The organism is Epibacterium ulvae (genome assembly GCF_018678075.1).
Lineage (GTDB): Bacteria > Pseudomonadota > Alphaproteobacteria > Rhodobacterales > Rhodobacteraceae > Epibacterium > Epibacterium ulvae_A.
The window spans coordinates 38,592-55,976 of record NZ_JAHHIR010000022.1; the positions used below are offsets into that span (position 1 = coordinate 38,592).

The 17,385-nt window shown below is 56.2% G+C and carries 14 protein-coding genes; 11 read left to right on the forward strand and 3 right to left on the reverse strand.

Annotated features, from left to right (window positions below; all coding sequences use genetic code 11):
- Nucleotide 1: 1 nt before the first annotated feature.
- Nucleotides 2-754, reverse strand: a complete 753-nt coding sequence (gene ubiE / locus KMP13_RS04915; protein WP_215264443.1) for a bifunctional demethylmenaquinone methyltransferase/2-methoxy-6-polyprenyl-1,4-benzoquinol methylase UbiE — start codon at nt 752-754, stop codon at nt 2-4.
- 93 nt (nt 755-847) lie between these two features.
- Between ubiE and mutM the strand changes: the two genes are divergently transcribed.
- The 7 genes from mutM (at nt 848) to gyrB (ending at nt 10,081) form a co-directional block, all read left to right on the forward strand.
- Nucleotides 848-1,699: a bifunctional DNA-formamidopyrimidine glycosylase/DNA-(apurinic or apyrimidinic site) lyase gene (mutM, locus tag KMP13_RS04920; RefSeq protein WP_215264444.1), complete on the forward strand. Its 852-nt coding sequence runs from the start codon at nt 848-850 to the stop codon at nt 1,697-1,699.
- A gap of 65 nt (nt 1,700-1,764) precedes the next feature.
- Nucleotides 1,765-2,541: an enoyl-CoA hydratase gene (locus KMP13_RS04925; RefSeq protein WP_215264445.1), complete on the forward strand. Its 777-nt coding sequence runs from the start codon at nt 1,765-1,767 to the stop codon at nt 2,539-2,541.
- A 224-nt stretch (nt 2,542-2,765) separates the two neighbouring features.
- Nucleotides 2,766-3,029 (forward strand): 30S ribosomal protein S20, encoded by a 264-nt coding sequence (rpsT, locus tag KMP13_RS04930; protein ID WP_215264446.1) that lies wholly within the window; start codon nt 2,766-2,768, stop codon nt 3,027-3,029.
- A gap of 549 nt (nt 3,030-3,578) precedes the next feature.
- The gene (dnaA, locus tag KMP13_RS04935) at nt 3,579-5,027 is read left to right on the forward strand and encodes a chromosomal replication initiator protein DnaA (protein ID WP_215264447.1); all 1,449 of its coding nucleotides are present in this window, start codon (nt 3,579-3,581) and stop codon (nt 5,025-5,027) included.
- A 247-nt stretch (nt 5,028-5,274) separates the two neighbouring features.
- Nucleotides 5,275-6,396, forward strand: a complete 1,122-nt coding sequence (dnaN, locus tag KMP13_RS04940; protein WP_215264448.1) for a DNA polymerase III subunit beta — start codon at nt 5,275-5,277, stop codon at nt 6,394-6,396.
- A gap of 63 nt (nt 6,397-6,459) precedes the next feature.
- Nucleotides 6,460-7,557 carry a DNA replication/repair protein RecF gene (recF, locus tag KMP13_RS04945; RefSeq protein ID WP_215264449.1) on the forward strand — a complete coding sequence of 366 codons (1,098 nt, stop codon included), beginning with the start codon at nt 6,460-6,462 and terminating at the stop codon, nt 7,555-7,557.
- A gap of 106 nt (nt 7,558-7,663) precedes the next feature.
- A complete protein-coding gene (gyrB, locus tag KMP13_RS04950) occupies nt 7,664-10,081 on the forward strand; it encodes a DNA topoisomerase (ATP-hydrolyzing) subunit B (RefSeq protein WP_215264450.1) in 2,418 nt (805 codons plus the stop codon).
- A 115-nt stretch (nt 10,082-10,196) separates the two neighbouring features.
- Here the strand turns inward: gyrB and KMP13_RS04955 are convergent, their stop codons facing one another.
- A complete protein-coding gene (locus KMP13_RS04955) occupies nt 10,197-11,108 on the reverse strand; it encodes a rhodanese-related sulfurtransferase (protein ID WP_215264451.1) in 912 nt (303 codons plus the stop codon).
- Nucleotides 11,109-11,306: 198 nt separating this feature from the next.
- On the opposite strand from KMP13_RS04955, the gene pncA reads away from it, so the two are divergent.
- The 3 genes from pncA (at nt 11,307) to pncB (ending at nt 15,571) form a co-directional block, all read left to right on the forward strand.
- Nucleotides 11,307-11,897: a bifunctional nicotinamidase/pyrazinamidase gene (pncA, locus tag KMP13_RS04960; RefSeq protein ID WP_215264452.1), complete on the forward strand. Its 591-nt coding sequence runs from the start codon at nt 11,307-11,309 to the stop codon at nt 11,895-11,897.
- 77 nt (nt 11,898-11,974) lie between these two features.
- Complete coding sequence (locus tag KMP13_RS04965; RefSeq protein ID WP_215264453.1) at nt 11,975-14,272, forward strand: ATP-binding protein; 2,298 nt, start codon at nt 11,975-11,977, stop codon at nt 14,270-14,272.
- Between the two features lie 6 nt (nt 14,273-14,278).
- The gene (gene pncB / locus KMP13_RS04970; protein WP_215264454.1) at nt 14,279-15,571 is read left to right on the forward strand and encodes a nicotinate phosphoribosyltransferase; all 1,293 of its coding nucleotides are present in this window, start codon (nt 14,279-14,281) and stop codon (nt 15,569-15,571) included.
- 29 nt (nt 15,572-15,600) lie between these two features.
- On the opposite strand, the gene KMP13_RS04975 is transcribed toward pncB, so the two are convergent.
- Nucleotides 15,601-16,107, reverse strand: coding sequence for a GNAT family N-acetyltransferase (locus KMP13_RS04975; RefSeq protein WP_251363682.1), 507 nt, complete (start codon nt 16,105-16,107; stop codon nt 15,601-15,603).
- A 123-nt stretch (nt 16,108-16,230) separates the two neighbouring features.
- Here KMP13_RS04975 and KMP13_RS04980 point away from each other — a divergent pair, with 123 nt between their 5' ends.
- Nucleotides 16,231-17,349: an acetoin utilization protein AcuC gene (locus KMP13_RS04980; RefSeq protein ID WP_215264455.1), complete on the forward strand. Its 1,119-nt coding sequence runs from the start codon at nt 16,231-16,233 to the stop codon at nt 17,347-17,349.
- The last annotated feature ends 36 nt before the right edge of the window (nt 17,350-17,385 follow it).

Here is a 17,385-nt window from a genome sequence, read left to right on the forward strand (position 1 = left end):
ATCAGATCTTCCAGCCAGAGTGCAGTGCCGCAATGCCCAGGGAGAGGTTGCGATACTTGGCGTTCTCGAACCCGGCTTCGCGCAGCATGCCCAAGAATGTGTCCTGATCGGGGAAATTGCGGATCGATTCCACCAGATATTGATAGCTGTCGTAATCGTTGGCGATCAGCTTGCCCATGCGCGGAATGACGTTGAACGAGTATAGGTCATAAAGCTTTTGCAGCCCCTCATTGGGCAGCTGGCTGAATTCCAGAACCATCAGCCGTCCACCGGGCTTCAGCACGCGATAGGCTTCTTTCAACGCTTCCAAGGGACGCGTCACATTCCGAATGCCAAAGGAGATCGTGTAGACGTCGAACGTATTGTCCTGAAACGGCAAAGCCATGGCGTCACCGGTGACCCAATCCAGACTGTCGGCCATCTGTTCGGCCTCGGCGCGTTTGCGGCCCTCTTCCAGCATGGGGCGCGTCAGATCCAGCACGGTTGAATGGCCGTATCCTGCACGTTTCAAAAACCGGAAAGAGATATCGCCGGTGCCGCCAGCCACATCCAACAGCTTTTGCCCCGGACGTGGCGCCAGCCAGTCCATCATCGCATCTTTCCAGACGCGGTGGATGCCAACGCTCATGACATCATTCATAATGTCATATTTCGAGGCAACCGAGTTAAAGACCCCTTGTACACGCCCGGCCTTTTCATGCTCGGGCACGGTTTCAAATCCAAAATGGGTGGTGTTGTCCTGCGTCTCGGTCATTTGGCTTGCCGTTTCCTTTGGTTCGCCCCAGTTATAGAGCGCAATTCGGGCGGCACAATGCGGCCCACCGTCATCTGTTGCAGGAGCGATGTAATGCCTGAACTGCCCGAGGTCGAGACCGTGATGCGAGGTTTGGCGCCTTCGATGGAAGGTGCAGTGATTTCGACCGCACAGATCAACCGCCCAGACCTGCGTTGGCCCTTTCCTGACAACATGTCAGAACGGTTGACCGGCGCCCGTGTTTTGGCGCTGCGGCGACGGTCCAAATACATCCTGGCAGAGCTGGATCGCGGTGAGACCTTGCTGGTGCATTTGGGTATGTCTGGGCGGATGACCGTATCGGGTGATCCTTTGGGTCAGTTTGTACATGACCACCCGGCGCATCAAAAACACGACCACGTGGTGTTTGACATGGACAACGGGGCACGGGTTACCTTTAACGATCCGCGACGCTTTGGCGCGATGGATTTGATTGCGACCGATGGGGTGGAAGATCACAAGCTTTTAGCGGTCCTGGGACCGGAGCCTTTGGGCAACTCTTTTGATGAAAATTACCTGATTGAAGCCCTGAAAACACGCAACACGCCGATCAAATCAGCCCTCTTGGATCAGGGAATCATCGCTGGTCTTGGTAATATATACGTGTGTGAGACCCTGTTTCGGTGCGAAATTTCGCCGAAACGCAAGGCACGCGAATTAGCGAAAACACAGATTGCGAGCCTCGTTCCGGTCATTCGCGAAGTGTTACAGGGTGCAATAAAGGCAGGCGGTTCTTCGCTCAAGGATTTCCGCCAAGCCAATGGAGAACTTGGATATTTTCAGCATAGTTTCGATGTTTACGGCAGGGAGGGAGAGCCGTGCCGTAGGGAGAAATGTGAGGGTGAAATCACGCGAATGACCCAATCTGGACGCTCAACCTTCTATTGCAGTCAATGCCAAAGATAACTTGATCCGAGCTGCGCGCGTGGTAAGAAATCGACCCTAAACGGAACAATCGAAAGCAAAGCCCGATGGCATATGAGACGATTAACGTCAACGTGCAGGACCATGTTTGCGTCATAAAACTGAACCGCCCGGAGGCGTTGAACGCGCTCAATACCGAACTGTTGTCAGAGCTTGCGACCGCCCTGGAAGAAGCCGATGCAAGCGAGAAGGTGCGCTGCATCATCGCGACCGGGTCTGAGAAAGCCTTTGCTGCGGGCGCTGACATCAAGGAGATGTCGCAAAAGAGCTTTGTCGACGTCTACAGCGAAGATCTGTTCGCCAAGGTCAGCGATCGCATCACTTCGATCCGCAAGCCGATCATTGCTGCGGTGTCTGGCTATGCGCTAGGCGGTGGTTGTGAACTGGCCATGATGTGCGATTTCATCATTGCCTCTGACACCGCCAAATTCGGCCAACCTGAAATCAACCTGGGTGTTATGCCAGGTATGGGCGGCAGCCAGCGTCTGACGCGGTTCATTGGCAAATCCAAGGCGATGGATATGAACCTTACGGGTCGTTTCATGGGGGCCGACGAAGCCGAACGCTCTGGCCTCGTGTCCCGTATCGTGCCCGCCAAAAAGCTGATGGATGAGGCAACAGGCGCTGCGCAAAAGATCGCCGAGAAGTCACAGCTGAGCTTGACCGCGACCAAAGAAGCCGTGAACCGCAGCTTTGAAGTGCCACTGGCCGAAGGTCTTCTGTACGAACGCCGCCTGTTCCACTCGATGTTTGCGACCGAAGATCAAAAAGAAGGCATGGGTGCCTTCCTTGAAAAACGCGAAGCGCAGTTCCGCGACAAGTGATCGATACCGGATAATTCCGGGTCATACCCACGTGCAAGGCCAGCCCAAGGGTTGGCCTTTTGCATTGCCGGATGTGGGGCTTGCAATTCCATACATATGTGGATACACATCGCCGTCATACATGCGCGTGCAGCCCGCCTAGGCTAGAATCACACCGGTGACCGGACCCGGGGTTGGTTGGCATTGCGCCTTCAAAGAACACAAACCCTGTAGAGGTCCACATCATGGCAAATTCGCCTCAGGCCAAGAAACGCGCACGTCAGAATGAACAGCGTTTCGCGGTAAACAAAGCCCGTCGTTCGCGCATCCGCACTTTCCTACGTAACGTTGAAGAAGCAATCGAATCTGGTGACAAGGAAACGGCAACTGCCGCTCTGCGCGCTGCCCAACCCGAGCTGATGCGTGGTGTGACCAAAGGCGTTTACCACAAGAACACTGCGTCTCGTAAAGTATCCCGCCTGGCGTCCCGCGTAAAAGCGCTGGGTTGATTCTTATACAACTCTGCTAGGCTACGGTTTAGGTACCACAAATTTGTGAAGCGCTGCGATTTGCGGCGCTTCTTTTTTTTCCATGAGGACAAAAACTTATCGCAAAGGGCAGAGATTCTTTCTGACCAAAGGTAGAGTCAACATCATAGTTTCGTTGCTGTCTCCCACTCAAAATTGCTACCAATATTGAGCGATTCATGCGCTGGGGGACTTGCTGCCGAAGTGGTTTCCACTGAGATCCAAAAATGACATCGATGACTGCGCTTGTTTTTGCGCAGCCATATAGTGCGTTGTCTCTGTTGTGTTTTTGACCACCAGGGATGTCGGGACGTCGTTTAAGGATACTTCGCTCGTGAATTGTTGCAGGGTGATAACGGTCATCCATTGCTTAAAAAATTAGACAGGTAAGAGGGATCGTATCCTCTGGCTAGAAAGACACCAGTCTTTCGGCACAGAGATCCTTTTTGCGTGTCAAAACCCAATAATGGGTACGGGACGAAACGATAGGCCCAAAGAGGCCGCGGCACGTGGGGACGCGAGAGGCGAATAATGACGAACGATAAATGGGGCAGTGTCAGACAAAGATTGTTAAAGACAGTCGGACAAAACAATTTTACGACTTGGATCGAGCCGCTTGAGCTGCAGAACCTGGACGATGGAATCGCTGTTTTTAATGTGCCCACCAATTTTATGGGCAACTATGTCGGGCAGAATTTCTCTGATCTGATTTTGCACGAATTGAATATGTCAGGTGAACATGTTCAACGTTTGGCGTTTAATGTTGCGGTAAACTCCCCAAACCGCCCTGCGGCGTCTGGGCAGCCTCTTTTTGAAGTGATTCAAGGCTCCGACGGCGACACGGATGTTGCTGTGTCCGCAACCCGAAGAGAATCGGCAGATACACCGGCACCTGCTGCGTCTGAACAGCGGTCCGCAGGTAAGGACACATTGGAAGGTTTGCAGGCGGCCCCGCTGGATCCGCGGTTCACCTTTGACACTTTTGTTGTGGGCAAGCCCAATGAACTGGCGCATGCCGCTGCCCGGCGCGTCGGCGAAGCAGGCCCGGTGACATTCAACCCGCTTGTCCTTTATGGTGGCGTGGGTTTGGGTAAAACGCACCTGATGCACGCGATCGCATGGGAGCTGAAACGCTCCAATCCCGATCTCAACGTTCTGTATCTCTCGGCAGAGCAGTTCATGTACCGCTTTGTGCAGGCTCTGCGCGAACGCAAGATGATGGATTTCAAACATCTTTTCCGCTCAGTTGACGTCTTGATGGTAGATGACGTGCAGTTCATCGCGGGCAAGGATTCCACGCAGGAAGAATTCTTCCATACGTTCAACGCGCTTGTGGATCAGAACAAACAGATCATTATCTCTGCCGACCGCGCCCCCGGTGAGATCAAAGAGCTGGAAGATCGTGTGAAATCGCGTCTTCAGTGTGGCCTTGTGGTTGATCTGCACCCAACCGACTACGAATTGCGTCTGGGCATTCTGCAGACCAAGGTTCAGCAGCACCGCCAAACCTTCCCCGATCTCAAGATCGCGGATGGGGTGTTGGAATTTCTGGCGCATCGCATCTCAACCAATGTCCGTGTCCTCGAAGGCGCGTTGACCCGCCTGTTTGCATTCGCATCCTTGGTCGGGCGTGAGATCGACATGGAGCTGACGCAGGACTGCCTGGCGGATGTTCTGCGCGCCTCGGAACGCAAAATCACCGTTGAGGAAATTCAGCGCAAAGTATCGGAGTACTACAATATCCGCATGTCCGACATCATCGGCCCCAAACGCCTGCGTTCTTATGCGCGTCCGCGTCAGGTCGCGATGTATCTTTGCAAGCAGCTGACCAGCCGGTCATTGCCCGAGATTGGACGCCGGTTTGGCGGTCGCGACCACACCACCGTAATGCATGGTGTGAAGCGGATCGAAGAGCTGAAACAGGTCGACGGTCAGATCGCAGAAGACGTGGAAATGCTGCGCCGCTCCTTGGAAGCGTAACCGATCCCCGCTTTGTTTGATTTTGAAACGACTCTGATCCCAATCAGGGTCGTTTTTACGTTGTGAATACAGCCGGAAAGCCACGAATGCCGCGCTTCTGCACAATAGCGGTCTTTGGCCCCTTGACGCTGGTCATCTACAATTGGAGAAATCGAATAAAGTCTTGTCATGGGGACGCAAAAGGTTACCGTGACCTCCCGGCTTGGCGACGGGCTGCTGGTAAAGCCAGACGAAAGGAATGATAGATATGAAGATCAGTATCGAACGTGGCACCCTTCTAAAGGCTGTGGCTCAGGCGCAGTCCGTTGTGGAACGCCGCAATACCATTCCGATCCTGGCGAATGTGCTGATCGAAGCCGAAGGTGACACGGTGCAATTCCGCGCCACTGACCTCGACATCGAAGTGGTGGACAAGGCAACGGCACAGGTAGAGCGCGCAGGCGCCACCACGGTTGCCGCAACCACCTTGCACGAGATTGTGCGCAAGCTTCCAGATGGCGCATTGGTCACGCTGACCGCAGATGCGGCCACCGGCCGTCTGACGGTTGAGGCGGGGCGGTCGAACTTCTCGCTGGCGACCCTGCCGCGCGAGGACTTCCCGGTGATGGCGACATCAGAATACCAGTCGAACTTTGCCGCAAACGCCGCCGTTCTGCGCCGCCTGTTCGACAAGTCCAAATTCGCAATCTCAACCGAAGAGACGCGGTACTATCTGAATGGCGTCTATATGCATGTCTCGGACGGTAGCACTGGCGGACGTGTTCTGCGCTGCGTTGCAACCGATGGTCACCGTCTGGCGCGTATTGATGCAGACGTACCTGCGGGTGCCGAAGACATGCCGGGCGTAATTGTTCCGCGCAAAACCGTGGGTGAGCTGCGTAAGCTGCTTGATGATGACGAGATGGACATCGCCGTCTCGGTCTCGGAAACCAAAGTGCGGTTTGCCACGCCCAATATCACCCTGACATCTAAAGTGATTGATGGCACCTTCCCGGACTACACGCGGGTGATCCCGGTCGGCAACACGCGCCGCCTGGAAGTGGACGCCAGCGAATTCGCCAAGGCCGTTGATCGCGTGGCAACCGTGTCTTCGGAACGCTCGCGCGCGGTCAAACTTCAGCTGAGCGAAGATCAACTGATCCTGTCCGTCAATGCACCCGACAGCGGCGCCGCCGAAGAAGAGCTGGCAGTTGCTTATAGCGATGAACATCTCGATATCGGTTTCAACGCGAAATACCTGCTGGAGATCGCCAATCAGGTTGATCGCGAAAATGCGGTCTTCATGTTCAACTCGTCCGGTGATCCAACCCTGATGCGCGAAGGCAGCGACGAAAGCGCGGTCTACGTCGTGATGCCGATGCGCGTTTAAAGTGCCTGACGGCACTGCCTCCGGCGGAAGTATTTTGGAAAAGATGAAAGGGAGCGCAGTTCCTTGCGTGCGCTGACCTCCTTATCCCTGTCTCATTTCCGCTCGCATTTGCGGGCGGAACTTCATTTGGACGGTCGCCCTGTTGCGCTTTATGGAAATAACGGCGCCGGCAAGACCAATGTGCTTGAGGCTGTGTCGTTGTTTTCCCCGGGTCGCGGGATCCGACGCGCCAGCGCCGCCGATATGGCCCGCAAACCCGAGGCTTTGGGCTGGAAGCTCAGCGGCGTCTTGCGCAGTGGTACGCAGAACTATGAGATTGAGACCTGGTCCGAAACCGGTGCCGCCCGGCAGGTCAAGATCGACAATAAGTCCAGCAATCAAATCGCATTGGGTGAGATCGCGCGCGTTGTCTGGCTGGTGCCTGCGATGGACCGTCTGTGGATCGAAAGCGCCGAAGGGCGCAGGCGTTTTCTCGACCGTGTCGCCCTCAGTTTTGCGCCCGATCATGCCGAGGCTACGCTGACCTATGAAAAAGCCATGCGGGAGCGCAATAAGCTGTTGAAGCAAGAGGTCCGTGATCCGGTGTGGTACCGGGTTGTCGAACAGCAAATGGCCGAGGCTGGGCACCGCATCCACCAGGCCCGCCTGAACGCCATCGATTATCTGCATCAGGCGCAGGACAGCGCCCAGACCGGCTTTCCCACTGCGGAATTGGAGCTGCTGCAATCTGATGGCGACATGCCGCTGGGTGCGGCGGATTTTCAGGCCGCATTGGAAGAAAGCCGGTTTCGCGATCTTGTTGTCGGGCGCACCCTGATTGGCCCCCACAGAACCGATATGCTGGGCACCTATCGCACCAAGGCGTTGCCTGCCAAGGATTGCTCCACGGGTGAGCAGAAGGCGCTGTTGATCTCTCTCATTCTCGCCAATGCGCGTGCGTTGATGGCGCAAGGCAGCGGCCCGCCTATTCTGCTTCTGGATGAAGTGGCCGCCCATTTGGACGCAGGCCGTCGCGCGGCGCTCTATGACGAGATCTGCGCCCTTGGCGTGCAGGCCTGGATGACCGGCACCGGTCCCGAACTCTTTGCTGAGATCGAAAAACGCGCGCAGGTTTTCGAAGTGGCCGAAGAAGACGGCCATTCCGTGGTCCGCGCCGCATAAGGTCCGGCGAAAACAGCTTGAATTTGCCGAGAAAATCGAGCCACTGCGCGTGACATTCCAGTGTGAAATTCGTATAAAATCGGAAAGCTACAGCAGGAAATTGTGAATGTCCGAGAACGAGCAAACCCCAGCAGAATATGGCGCTGATTCCATCAAAGTTCTCAAGGGGTTGGAGGCCGTGCGTAAACGGCCTGGCATGTATATCGGTGACACGGATGACGGCTCGGGTCTGCACCACATGGTGTATGAGGTTGTCGACAACGGCATCGACGAAGCGCTGGCCGGTCACGCGGACGCTGTTACCGTCAAAATCCACGCGGATTCCAGTGTTTCTGTTGGCGACAACGGTCGCGGCATCCCGGTTGATATTCACCCCGAAGAAGGCGTCTCTGCGGCTGAGGTGATTATGACCCAGCTGCACGCCGGCGGTAAATTTGACAGCAACTCCTACAAGGTGTCCGGCGGTCTGCACGGTGTGGGCGTCTCGGTTGTAAACGCGCTGTCGGATTGGCTGGAATTGCGTGTTTGGCGCAACGGCAAGGAGCACATCGCGCGGTTTGAGCGTGGCGACACCGTCAAACACCTCGAAGTTGTGGGAGACTGCGGTGATCGCACCGGAACCGAAGTGCGGTTCCTGGCCTCCACCGACACATTCTCGAACCTGGAATACGTGTTTGAGACCCTGGAAAAACGTCTGCGCGAATTGGCGTTCCTGAACTCTGGCGTGCGGATCGTTCTGGTGGATGAACGCCCCGCGGAACGTCTGGAATCCGAGCTTTTCTATGAAGGCGGCGTCAACGAGTTTGTAAAATACCTCGATCGCTCCAAAACGCCTGTGATGGACGCTCCGATCTATATCAAGGGTGAGAAAGACGACATTGGCGTTGAAATCGCCATGTGGTGGAACGACAGCTACCACGAAACGGTGCTGCCCTTCACCAACAACATCCCTCAAAAGGACGGCGGCACCCACGTGGCCGGTTTCCGGGGCGCTTTGACCCGGACCATCAACAACTACGCACAGGCCACCGGCATCGCCAAACGGGAGAAGATCTCCTTTACCGGCGACGACGCGCGTGAGGGCCTGTCCTGCGTCTTGTCGATCAAAGTGCCGGACCCCAAGTTCTCCAGCCAGACCAAAGACAAGCTCGTCTCGTCCGAGGTGCGTCCGGTTGTCGAAAGCCTGCTGAACGAGAAACTGGCAGAATGGTTCGAAGAGAACCCCAATGTCGCCAAGCAGGTGGTCGGCAAGATCATCGAGGCCGCGCTGGCCCGTGAAGCCGCCCGAAAGGCGCGTGAGCTGACGCGGCGCAAAACCGCGATGGATGTGAACTTCCTCGCTGGTAAGCTGAAAGACTGCTCCGAAAAAGACCCATCCAAAACCGAAGTCTTCCTGGTGGAGGGTGACTCTGCGGGCGGCTCCGCACAGACAGGTCGCGACCGCCAAACACAGGCGATCCTGCCGCTGCGTGGTAAGATCCTGAACGTGGAACGCGCGCGGTTTGATCGTATGCTTTCCAGCCAGGAAATCGGCAACCTGGTGATGGCGCTTGGCACCGGCATTGGGCGCGATGAATTCAACATCGAAAAGCTGCGCTACCACAAGATCGTCATCATGACCGATGCGGACGTCGATGGGGCCCACATTCGGACCCTGTTGCTGACCTTCTTCTATCGCCAGATGCCGGAACTGATCGAAGGCGGCTACCTCTATATCGCGCAGCCCCCCCTGTACAAAGTGGCGCGTGGCAAGTCCGAGGTTTACCTCAAGGATCAGAGCGCTCTGGATGAATATCTGATCAACCAAGGTGTCGAAGGCGCGGTGCTGAAACTGGGCAACGGGGCCGAAGTTGCCGGTGCTGACCTGACCCGTGTTGTCGATGAGGCACGCCAGTTGAAACGAGTTTTGGACGCGTTTCCAACACATTACCCGCGATCCATTTTGGAACAGGCAGCCGTGGCGGGTGCCTTTGTACCGGGCGCCGTTGATGCGGATTTGCAAGGGGTCGCCGACAAAGTTGCCGCGCGTCTCGACCAGATTGCGCTGGAATACGAACGTGGCTGGCAAGGTCGGATCACCCAGGATCACGGCATTCGCCTGGCACGTATTCTGCGCGGCGTCGAAGAGGTGCGCACCCTGGACGGCCCAATGCTGCGCTCTGGTGAGGCCCGCAAAACCGGCAGCTTTACCGCCAGCCTGCAAGAGATCTATGGCAGCAGCGCCGTGTTGCAGCGCAAAGACCGCAATCAGGCCATTCACGGTCCTCTGAGCCTGCTCAAGGCGATCCTGGACGAAGGCGAAAAAGGGTTGAGCCTGCAGCGCTACAAAGGTCTGGGAGAGATGAACCCGGGTCAGCTGTGGGAAACTACCCTGGACCCGGACGCACGCACCCTGTTGCAAGTGCGCGTGGACGACAGTGTGGAAGCCGATGATCTGTTCACCAAACTGATGGGCGATGTGGTCGAACCACGCCGCGAGTTCATCCAGAAAAACGCGCTGAGCGTGGAAAACCTGGATTTCTAAGACACCAGATTGGCGGCGTGGCCTGTGCCCAAGGCGCGCGGTCGGCGGAGGCCTTTTCAATAAAGAGAAGCCCGCAACCGTTTGGTTGCGGGCTTTTTCTTTTTGAATTCAGTTGCTACAGCGGGTTTCCGGCATAGGTTTTGTCACCCCGCTCGCGGGCAAGCCGGATTTGTTTTTGGCGCTCCCGGAACCGTGCTTTGTCGGCCTCGGTGGTCTCATGCGCGCATTGATGGCAGGATACGCCCAGCTCAAACTCGGGACGTTCCATATCTTCGGGCAGGATTGGGCGGCGACATCCATGGCACAACAGGTGCGGGCCTTCTTCCAGCCCGTGACCAACGGAAACACGATTGTCAAAGACGAAACACTCGCCCTGCCAGGTGCTTTGTTCGGCGGGTACTTCTTCCAAGTAACGCAGGATCCCGCCTTTTAGGTGGTAAACATCCTCGATCCCCTGACCCAACAGATAGTTGGTGGATTTTTCACAGCGGATGCCACCGGTACAGAACATCGCCACACGTTTGTTGTGAAACCGCGTCTGGTTCTCTTCCCACCAGGCCGGAAAATCGCCAAAGCTCACGGTCTTGGGATCCACCGCGCCTTCAAAGGTGCCAATGGCAACTTCGTAGTCGTTCCGAGTGTCAATCACCACAACATCGTCCTGCTGGATCAGGTCGTTCCAATCCTGCGGTTCGATGTAATTGCCGACACGTGCACGGGGATCAACATCGGGTTGGCCCATGGTGACGATCTCTTTTTTCAACCGGACTTTCATCTTGCCAAAGGGCGGGTGGTCGCTGGTTGCTTCTTTCCATTCCAGGTCCGCACAGCCGGGCAGCGCCTTGATATGGGCCAGAACGGCGTCGATACCCGCACGCGGACCAGCAATTGTCCCGTTGATACCTTCCTTAGCCAACAGGAGCGATCCTTTGACCTCCTGCGCAACGCACAGGTCCAGAAGCGCCGGTTTGATGTCGGCGGGGTCTTCAAAGCGGGTGAAGTGGTAGAGAGCAGCGATTGTGTACATGTCCCGCCATTAAATCGCTCTGAGCCGTATTTCAAGCGCTACAAACACGGGTGATGCGCAGTATCCGGGTCAAATGTGTTCAGAAAATAACATATCTTACTTACATGATTTACGGTTGCGTGACGCAAGCAGGTCGGCGAAGATTCCTGTAGTGTTGCGATGTTTCACAGAAAATCTCTGAGGAGAGGAAAGCAGCCAATGACCGCAGCTCTGTTAGTTATCGATGTTCAAAACGACTTCTGCTCGGATGGCGCATTGGCCGTCCCGGAGGGAGAGGCCGTGGTCGCGCCGATCAATGCACTGATGGAACAATATGATACGGTGATTTTGACGCAGGATTGGCATCCCGCCGGGCACCAGTCCTTTGCCAGCGCCCATCCCGGAAAAGCGCCGTTTGAGACCACCGAACTGGCCTATGGGACACAGGTTTTGTGGCCCGATCACTGTGTGCAAGGCACAGATGGCGCGGCGTTTCATGGCGATCTGCGCACGGACGCCGATCTGATCCTGCGCAAAGGCTTTCGCACGGCCATCGACAGCTATTCGGCGTTTTTTGAAAACGACCAAAAAACCGTGACGGTCCTGCATGGCTACCTTCAGGAACGCGGGATCTCGCGGCTCACACTTGTGGGTCTCGCAACGGATTTCTGTGTCGCCTTTTCCGCCCAGGATGCCGCGCGGCTTGGCTATGACGTCGCCGTTGATCTGAACGCTTGTCGCGCGATTGATCTGGATGGCGCGCTGGACGCGGCATTGACCAACATGCAATCCGCGGGGGTTTCATTGTAGCGGGGCGTGATCAAAAGTAACGAGTAATAAATAGAATATTTATCTAATTCGGTCGCAAACTGAGGAAGATCCCAACGATGACAGACGCAACTCGCCAGGTCGCCCAACATGACAGACGATACAGCGCCGCCGGTTTGTTGCAACGTTACGCAGGCCACAAGGTAGACCATCTGAAAACACGCCTACTCTTCACGTGTGTGTGGTGCCTGTACTTTGTCTACTACACCATCTACGAGGTTGCTCTGTATTGCTTCGCTTTGATCGTCGCCGGCGATCTGGTTGAGACGCTTTATATGAAGCGGATGCTGAACACTCCGGTTGAGGAGTTGGATGAGCGACGCGCAAAGCGGATGAGTCTGATTGTGGGGTTGGTTGACTCCCTTTGTTACGCAGCTGCCGTCGGAATATTGGCCTATTACTGTACAGTAACCATGATGGAACATCATGTGCATTGGGAGCCGATCTCTTCGATGTATCTGCTGATGGGCGCAAGCGTCGCCTATATGATGTTCTACCCTTTGAACCCAATCCCGATTGCGGCCCGTGCGGCGGTAAATTTTGCGGTGGTGATGGCAATTTTTGTCGCCGGCCCACCTGAGGTTTTGCTGAGGGCAAGTGATCATCCGCTGGAAATCGTCGGGCTCGTCCTCTTTGGTCTCGTGACGATTTGGCAGGCGCGCCTGATGAAGGCTCGCCATGAACGGCGGCGCAAAACAGAGCTGAAACTGGTCACCCAGCAACGGGAACTGCAGGACGCCTATGCGAAAATGTACGCGCAACAGGTCGAAGCGCGCCGGCTGGCGCTGGTCGCAGAAACAGCTAACGACAGCGTCATGATTGTCGATCGCGAGCTCAAAATTACTTGGGTGAACGAGAGCTTCAGCCGCGTCACGGGTTACACCGAGCAAGAGGCTCTAGGCCATCGTCCCGGCGCTCTTTTGAATTGTCCTGAGACTGATATGCCAGCGGTCGATGCAATGAACGCAAAACTTCTGTCAGGTCAGCCGGTGCGCGCTGTCGTGTTGAGCCAACGAAAGGACGGGCAGCGAATTTGGCTTGAAGTCAGCCAGGTTCCAATGATGAACGGCTTGGGTCAAATGGAGAGTGTGATTTCCGTTGAGCGCGACATCACCGCCACCAAAGAGCATGAAGAAGAGCTAGAATGCGCACGCAAAGCAGCCGAAGAAGGCGCGCGCTCCAAAGCGGAATTTCTGGCGATCATGAGCCACGAAATCCGCACCCCGCTCAATGGTGTGATCGGCATGACGCAGCTGTTGGAACACACGCGGCTGGATGATGACCAGCGCAACTATGCGGAAACCATTCACAGCTCTGCACGGTCTTTGCTAGCCTTGATCAATGACATTTTGGATCTGTCCAAAATGGAAGCCCGCGACGTGACCTTAACCCCGGTGAATTTTGACGTCCGCCGTTGTTTTGAAACGGCCATGACCATTCTGTCACCCTTGGCAGAGGAAAAGGGCATCGCTCTGACCTTGGACGTTGCGGAGGAGGTGCCCAAATATCTATGCGGCGATGATCGCCGGATCACCCAGATCCTCATGAACGTCGTGGGCAATGCGATTAAATTCACCAGCGACGGCGGCGTTCGCGTTGAAGTGGGTTGTATTGTTGAAAATGACACGCCGCACCTGTCCTTTGATATCTCTGATACCGGGATTGGCGTACCTGCCGAGGTCCAAGAACGCATTTTCGAACGTTTCTCACAAGCGGATGCAGCGACCTCCCGACGGTTTGGCGGCACGGGGCTTGGCCTCACAATTTCGCAACGTCTGGCTCAGGCGATGGGCGGCGAGATCACGATAACCTCGCAACCCGGGCATGGGTCCTGTTTTACCACAAAACTGATCCTCGCTGCAGGTGAGGAAACGACAGAGCCCGAGGACAGTGAAGCAAACCCGCAGGGCGCATTGTCGGATGTTCGGATCCTGGTGGCCGAAGACAATCAGGTGAACCGCGTGTTGGTGCAAAAGTTCCTCAAGGACAGCGGCGCCAAGCTTGGTTTTGCGGTCGACGGTGAACAAGCGATCGACATGGCCAAGGCGCTGGAGCCGGAGATTATCCTGATGGATCTTTCGATGCCAAATGTGAACGGCCTGCAAGCCACGCGCGCCATTCGCGAATTGAACATCCCGCAACCCCATATCGTGGCTCTGACAGCAAACGCTTTCGAAGAAGACCGCGCCGCCTGTTTTGACGCTGGCATGGATGATTTCCTGTCCAAACCAGTGAGCCGCAAAGCGCTTTTGGCCAATTTGCAGGACGCGATCAAACAACGACGCACGGAAACTCCGGCACATTCACTTTACGATGCTACTGATGCTAGCCTAAGAACGGAGCGAAACAGTAGGTAAGACGACATGTTGGACATCGCGACACGCGTATACAATCACAAGTGGAAGATTGACCCGATTGTCCGCTCATTGATCGACACGGATTTCTATAAGCTGCTGATGTGTCAGTCGGTGTTTCGCAACCGTCCAAACACCCATGTCAAATTCTCTCTGATTAACCGATCCACCGATGTGCCCTTGGCCGAACTGATCGACGAGGGTGAATTGCGCGAGCAATTGGACCACATCCGCTCGCTCTCCCTGTCCCGCGGAGAAAGCACCTGGCTGCGCGGTAACATGTTCTATGGCAAACGCCAGATGTTCCGATCCGATTTCATGGAATGGTTCGAAAACCTGCGCCTGCCGCCCTATCATCTGGAACGCAAAGGCGATCAATACGAGCTGACCTTTGAAGGCAAATGGCACGAGGTCATGCTGTGGGAAATCCCGGCCTTGGCGGTTTTGATGGAACTGCGGTCGCGCGCCGTCATAAACGAGATGGGTCGGTTCGAACTGCAGGTTCTTTATGCACGCGCAATGACCCGCGTGTGGGAAAAAATTGAACGCCTGCGCGAGGTTCGGGATCTGTCGATTGCCGATTTCGGCACCCGGCGGCGGCATGGGTTCCTGTGGCAGGACTGGTGCGTCCAAGCCATGATCGAGGGTCTCGGCTCACGCTTTACCGGAACATCCAACTGTTTGATCGCGATGCGGCGCGAGGTTGAGGCGATCGGCACCAACGCCCACGAGCTGCCCATGGTCTATTCCGCATTGGCGGAAAATGACGCCGATCTGGCTCAGGCCCCCTATGACGTCCTGTCGGATTGGCATGACGAACACGAAGGCAACCTGCGCATTCTGTTGCCCGACACCTATGGATCCCAAGGGTTCCTGGACCGCGCACCCGATTGGCTGGCAGGCTGGACCGGTATTCGCATCGACAGCGGCGATCCGGCCACCGGTGCCGAAAGCGCGATCCAATGGTGGCAGTCACGCGGCGAAGATCCATCGTCCAAACGGGTGATCTTTTCCGACGGTTTGGACGTTGGCAAAATGGAAGACTTGCAGGCGCAATTTGCAGGCCGGGTGCAGATCTCCTTTGGGTGGGGCACCCTGTTGACCAATGATTTCCGCGATTTGGTCCCCAACGACCGGCTCGCACCATTCTCATTGGTGTGCAAAGCGGTCTCGGCCAATGGAAAACCAACGGTCAAGCTCTCCGACAACCCGGAAAAAGCCATGGGCCCCGCAGAAGAGATCGCACGTTACAAACGGGTCTTTAAGGTCGGCGTGCAGGAAAGCATCGATGTCATTGTCTGACCACCGATCCAGCCCCGCGCCAGGTGGGGTTAGTTGGCACTCACCCAGAAGTTAAAGCTCTTGCTCTGACAGGCAGTAAACGGCGCGCCGGTCTTCACCTTGGCCACATTTGGCATTGAGCTAAGGCAGGTGCCCCAAAACGCCGCCGCATCCGGAGAGGCGCTGGACACCCCCATCCGCCATTGACCGGGAAACCGGGTCAAAAGCTGCGTCGCTGCGGCTCTGCCAAAGCCGTATCGTCGAAATTGTGGAAAGATGGTGAAATCAGACAGCTCCGCTTGCCCCTCCGGCAGCAACAGGACAATGGCAAACCCCAGATCAGCCTGCCCATTGCGCAGCCAGAAACTGCGGTGGTCTTGCCGGTTCAGAACACGGCGCGATTTCTTGATCACGTCTTGGTCCGCGGAAGGTGCAATCTCCATCAGATACCGGGCAATTACCGGCAAAAACCGCGGCTGTTCTTCCGGCGCGATGGGGTGCAGATCAACCCCGTGATCCTGCCCGAATACCGGCCCGGTTGGCGATGTGTTATACATCGGTGTCACCAATCTCATCTGTTTTGCCCGATTCTGTTGGCATTCAATGACCGTGGATCAAATTCTTTAATCCTGAATTTAATTGTCATTTGGATCTGTCCGACTTCGCGATAGATCTGCTTTATGCTTCAACGCCCGCATTTCATCGGCCACGACATTTATCGCCTTTCCAGCTATGGCACGTCGCATCCGCTCAGGGTGCCGCGTGTTTCATCCGTTATGGATCTGTCCCGCGCCTTGGGGTGGCTCGATCCGGATGTGTTTATCCGCTCGCCACGGGCAAAACCGGCCGCATTGCGCCAATGGCATGATCCCGATTACGTCACCGCGTTATTAGAGGCGGAGAAGTCACAAATCGTCTCTCCCCAGATATGTGCGCGCCATCATCTGGGCACCCATTCAAACCCGGTCTTCACCGAGATGTATCGCCGCCCTGCAACCTCGGCTGGAGCCTCCATCCTGGCCGGAGAGCTTTTGGCAAAGGGCGGGCAAATCTATGCACCTGCTGGCGGTACCCATCACGGAATGCCAGACCGGGCGAACGGGTTTTGCTATCTCAATGACCCGGTGCTGGGCATGTTGTCGCTGCGCCACAACGGGGTGCGGCGGATCGTATATCTGGACATCGACGCCCATCATCCCGACGGGGTGGAGGTCGGGTTTCGGGGCGATCCGGATGTGTTGATGATCTCCATCCACGAGGAAAACCTTTGGCCGCGCACTGGCGGGCTTGAGGAAACCGCAGGCGGTTCAGCCGTCAACCTGCCGGTGCCGCGTGGTTTCAACGACAGCGAAATGGCCTTGGCGCGTGAGGCTTTGGTGCTGCCGTTGATAGAACGGTTTGAACCGGATGCGATTGTCCTGCAATGCGGCGCTGATGCTGTGGTCGAGGATCCATTGGCGCATCTGGCCCTGTCGAACAACGCCCACTGGGATGTATTGCGCAGCCTCATGGGTAAAGCGCCCCGTTTGCTGGTTCTGGGCGGCGGCGGCTATAATCCGTGGTCCGTTGCGCGCCTTTGGACCGGGATCTGGGGGGTGTTGAACGGATTTCAGATCCCCAGCCTGTTGCCGGAATCCGCTCAAAAGGTCTTGCGAAGTTTGCGTTTTGACGGTCATCGCCTGGGCCGTAACCCGCCTGAACATTGGTTCACAACCCTACAGGACGCGCCGCGCGATGGTCCCATACGTGCCGAAATCACCGAACGTATTGCCCATCTTCGGGCCGTGCGTGGGCTGTGAAAATGCAGAAACCCTGCCGAAATTATCCTCCGGGTA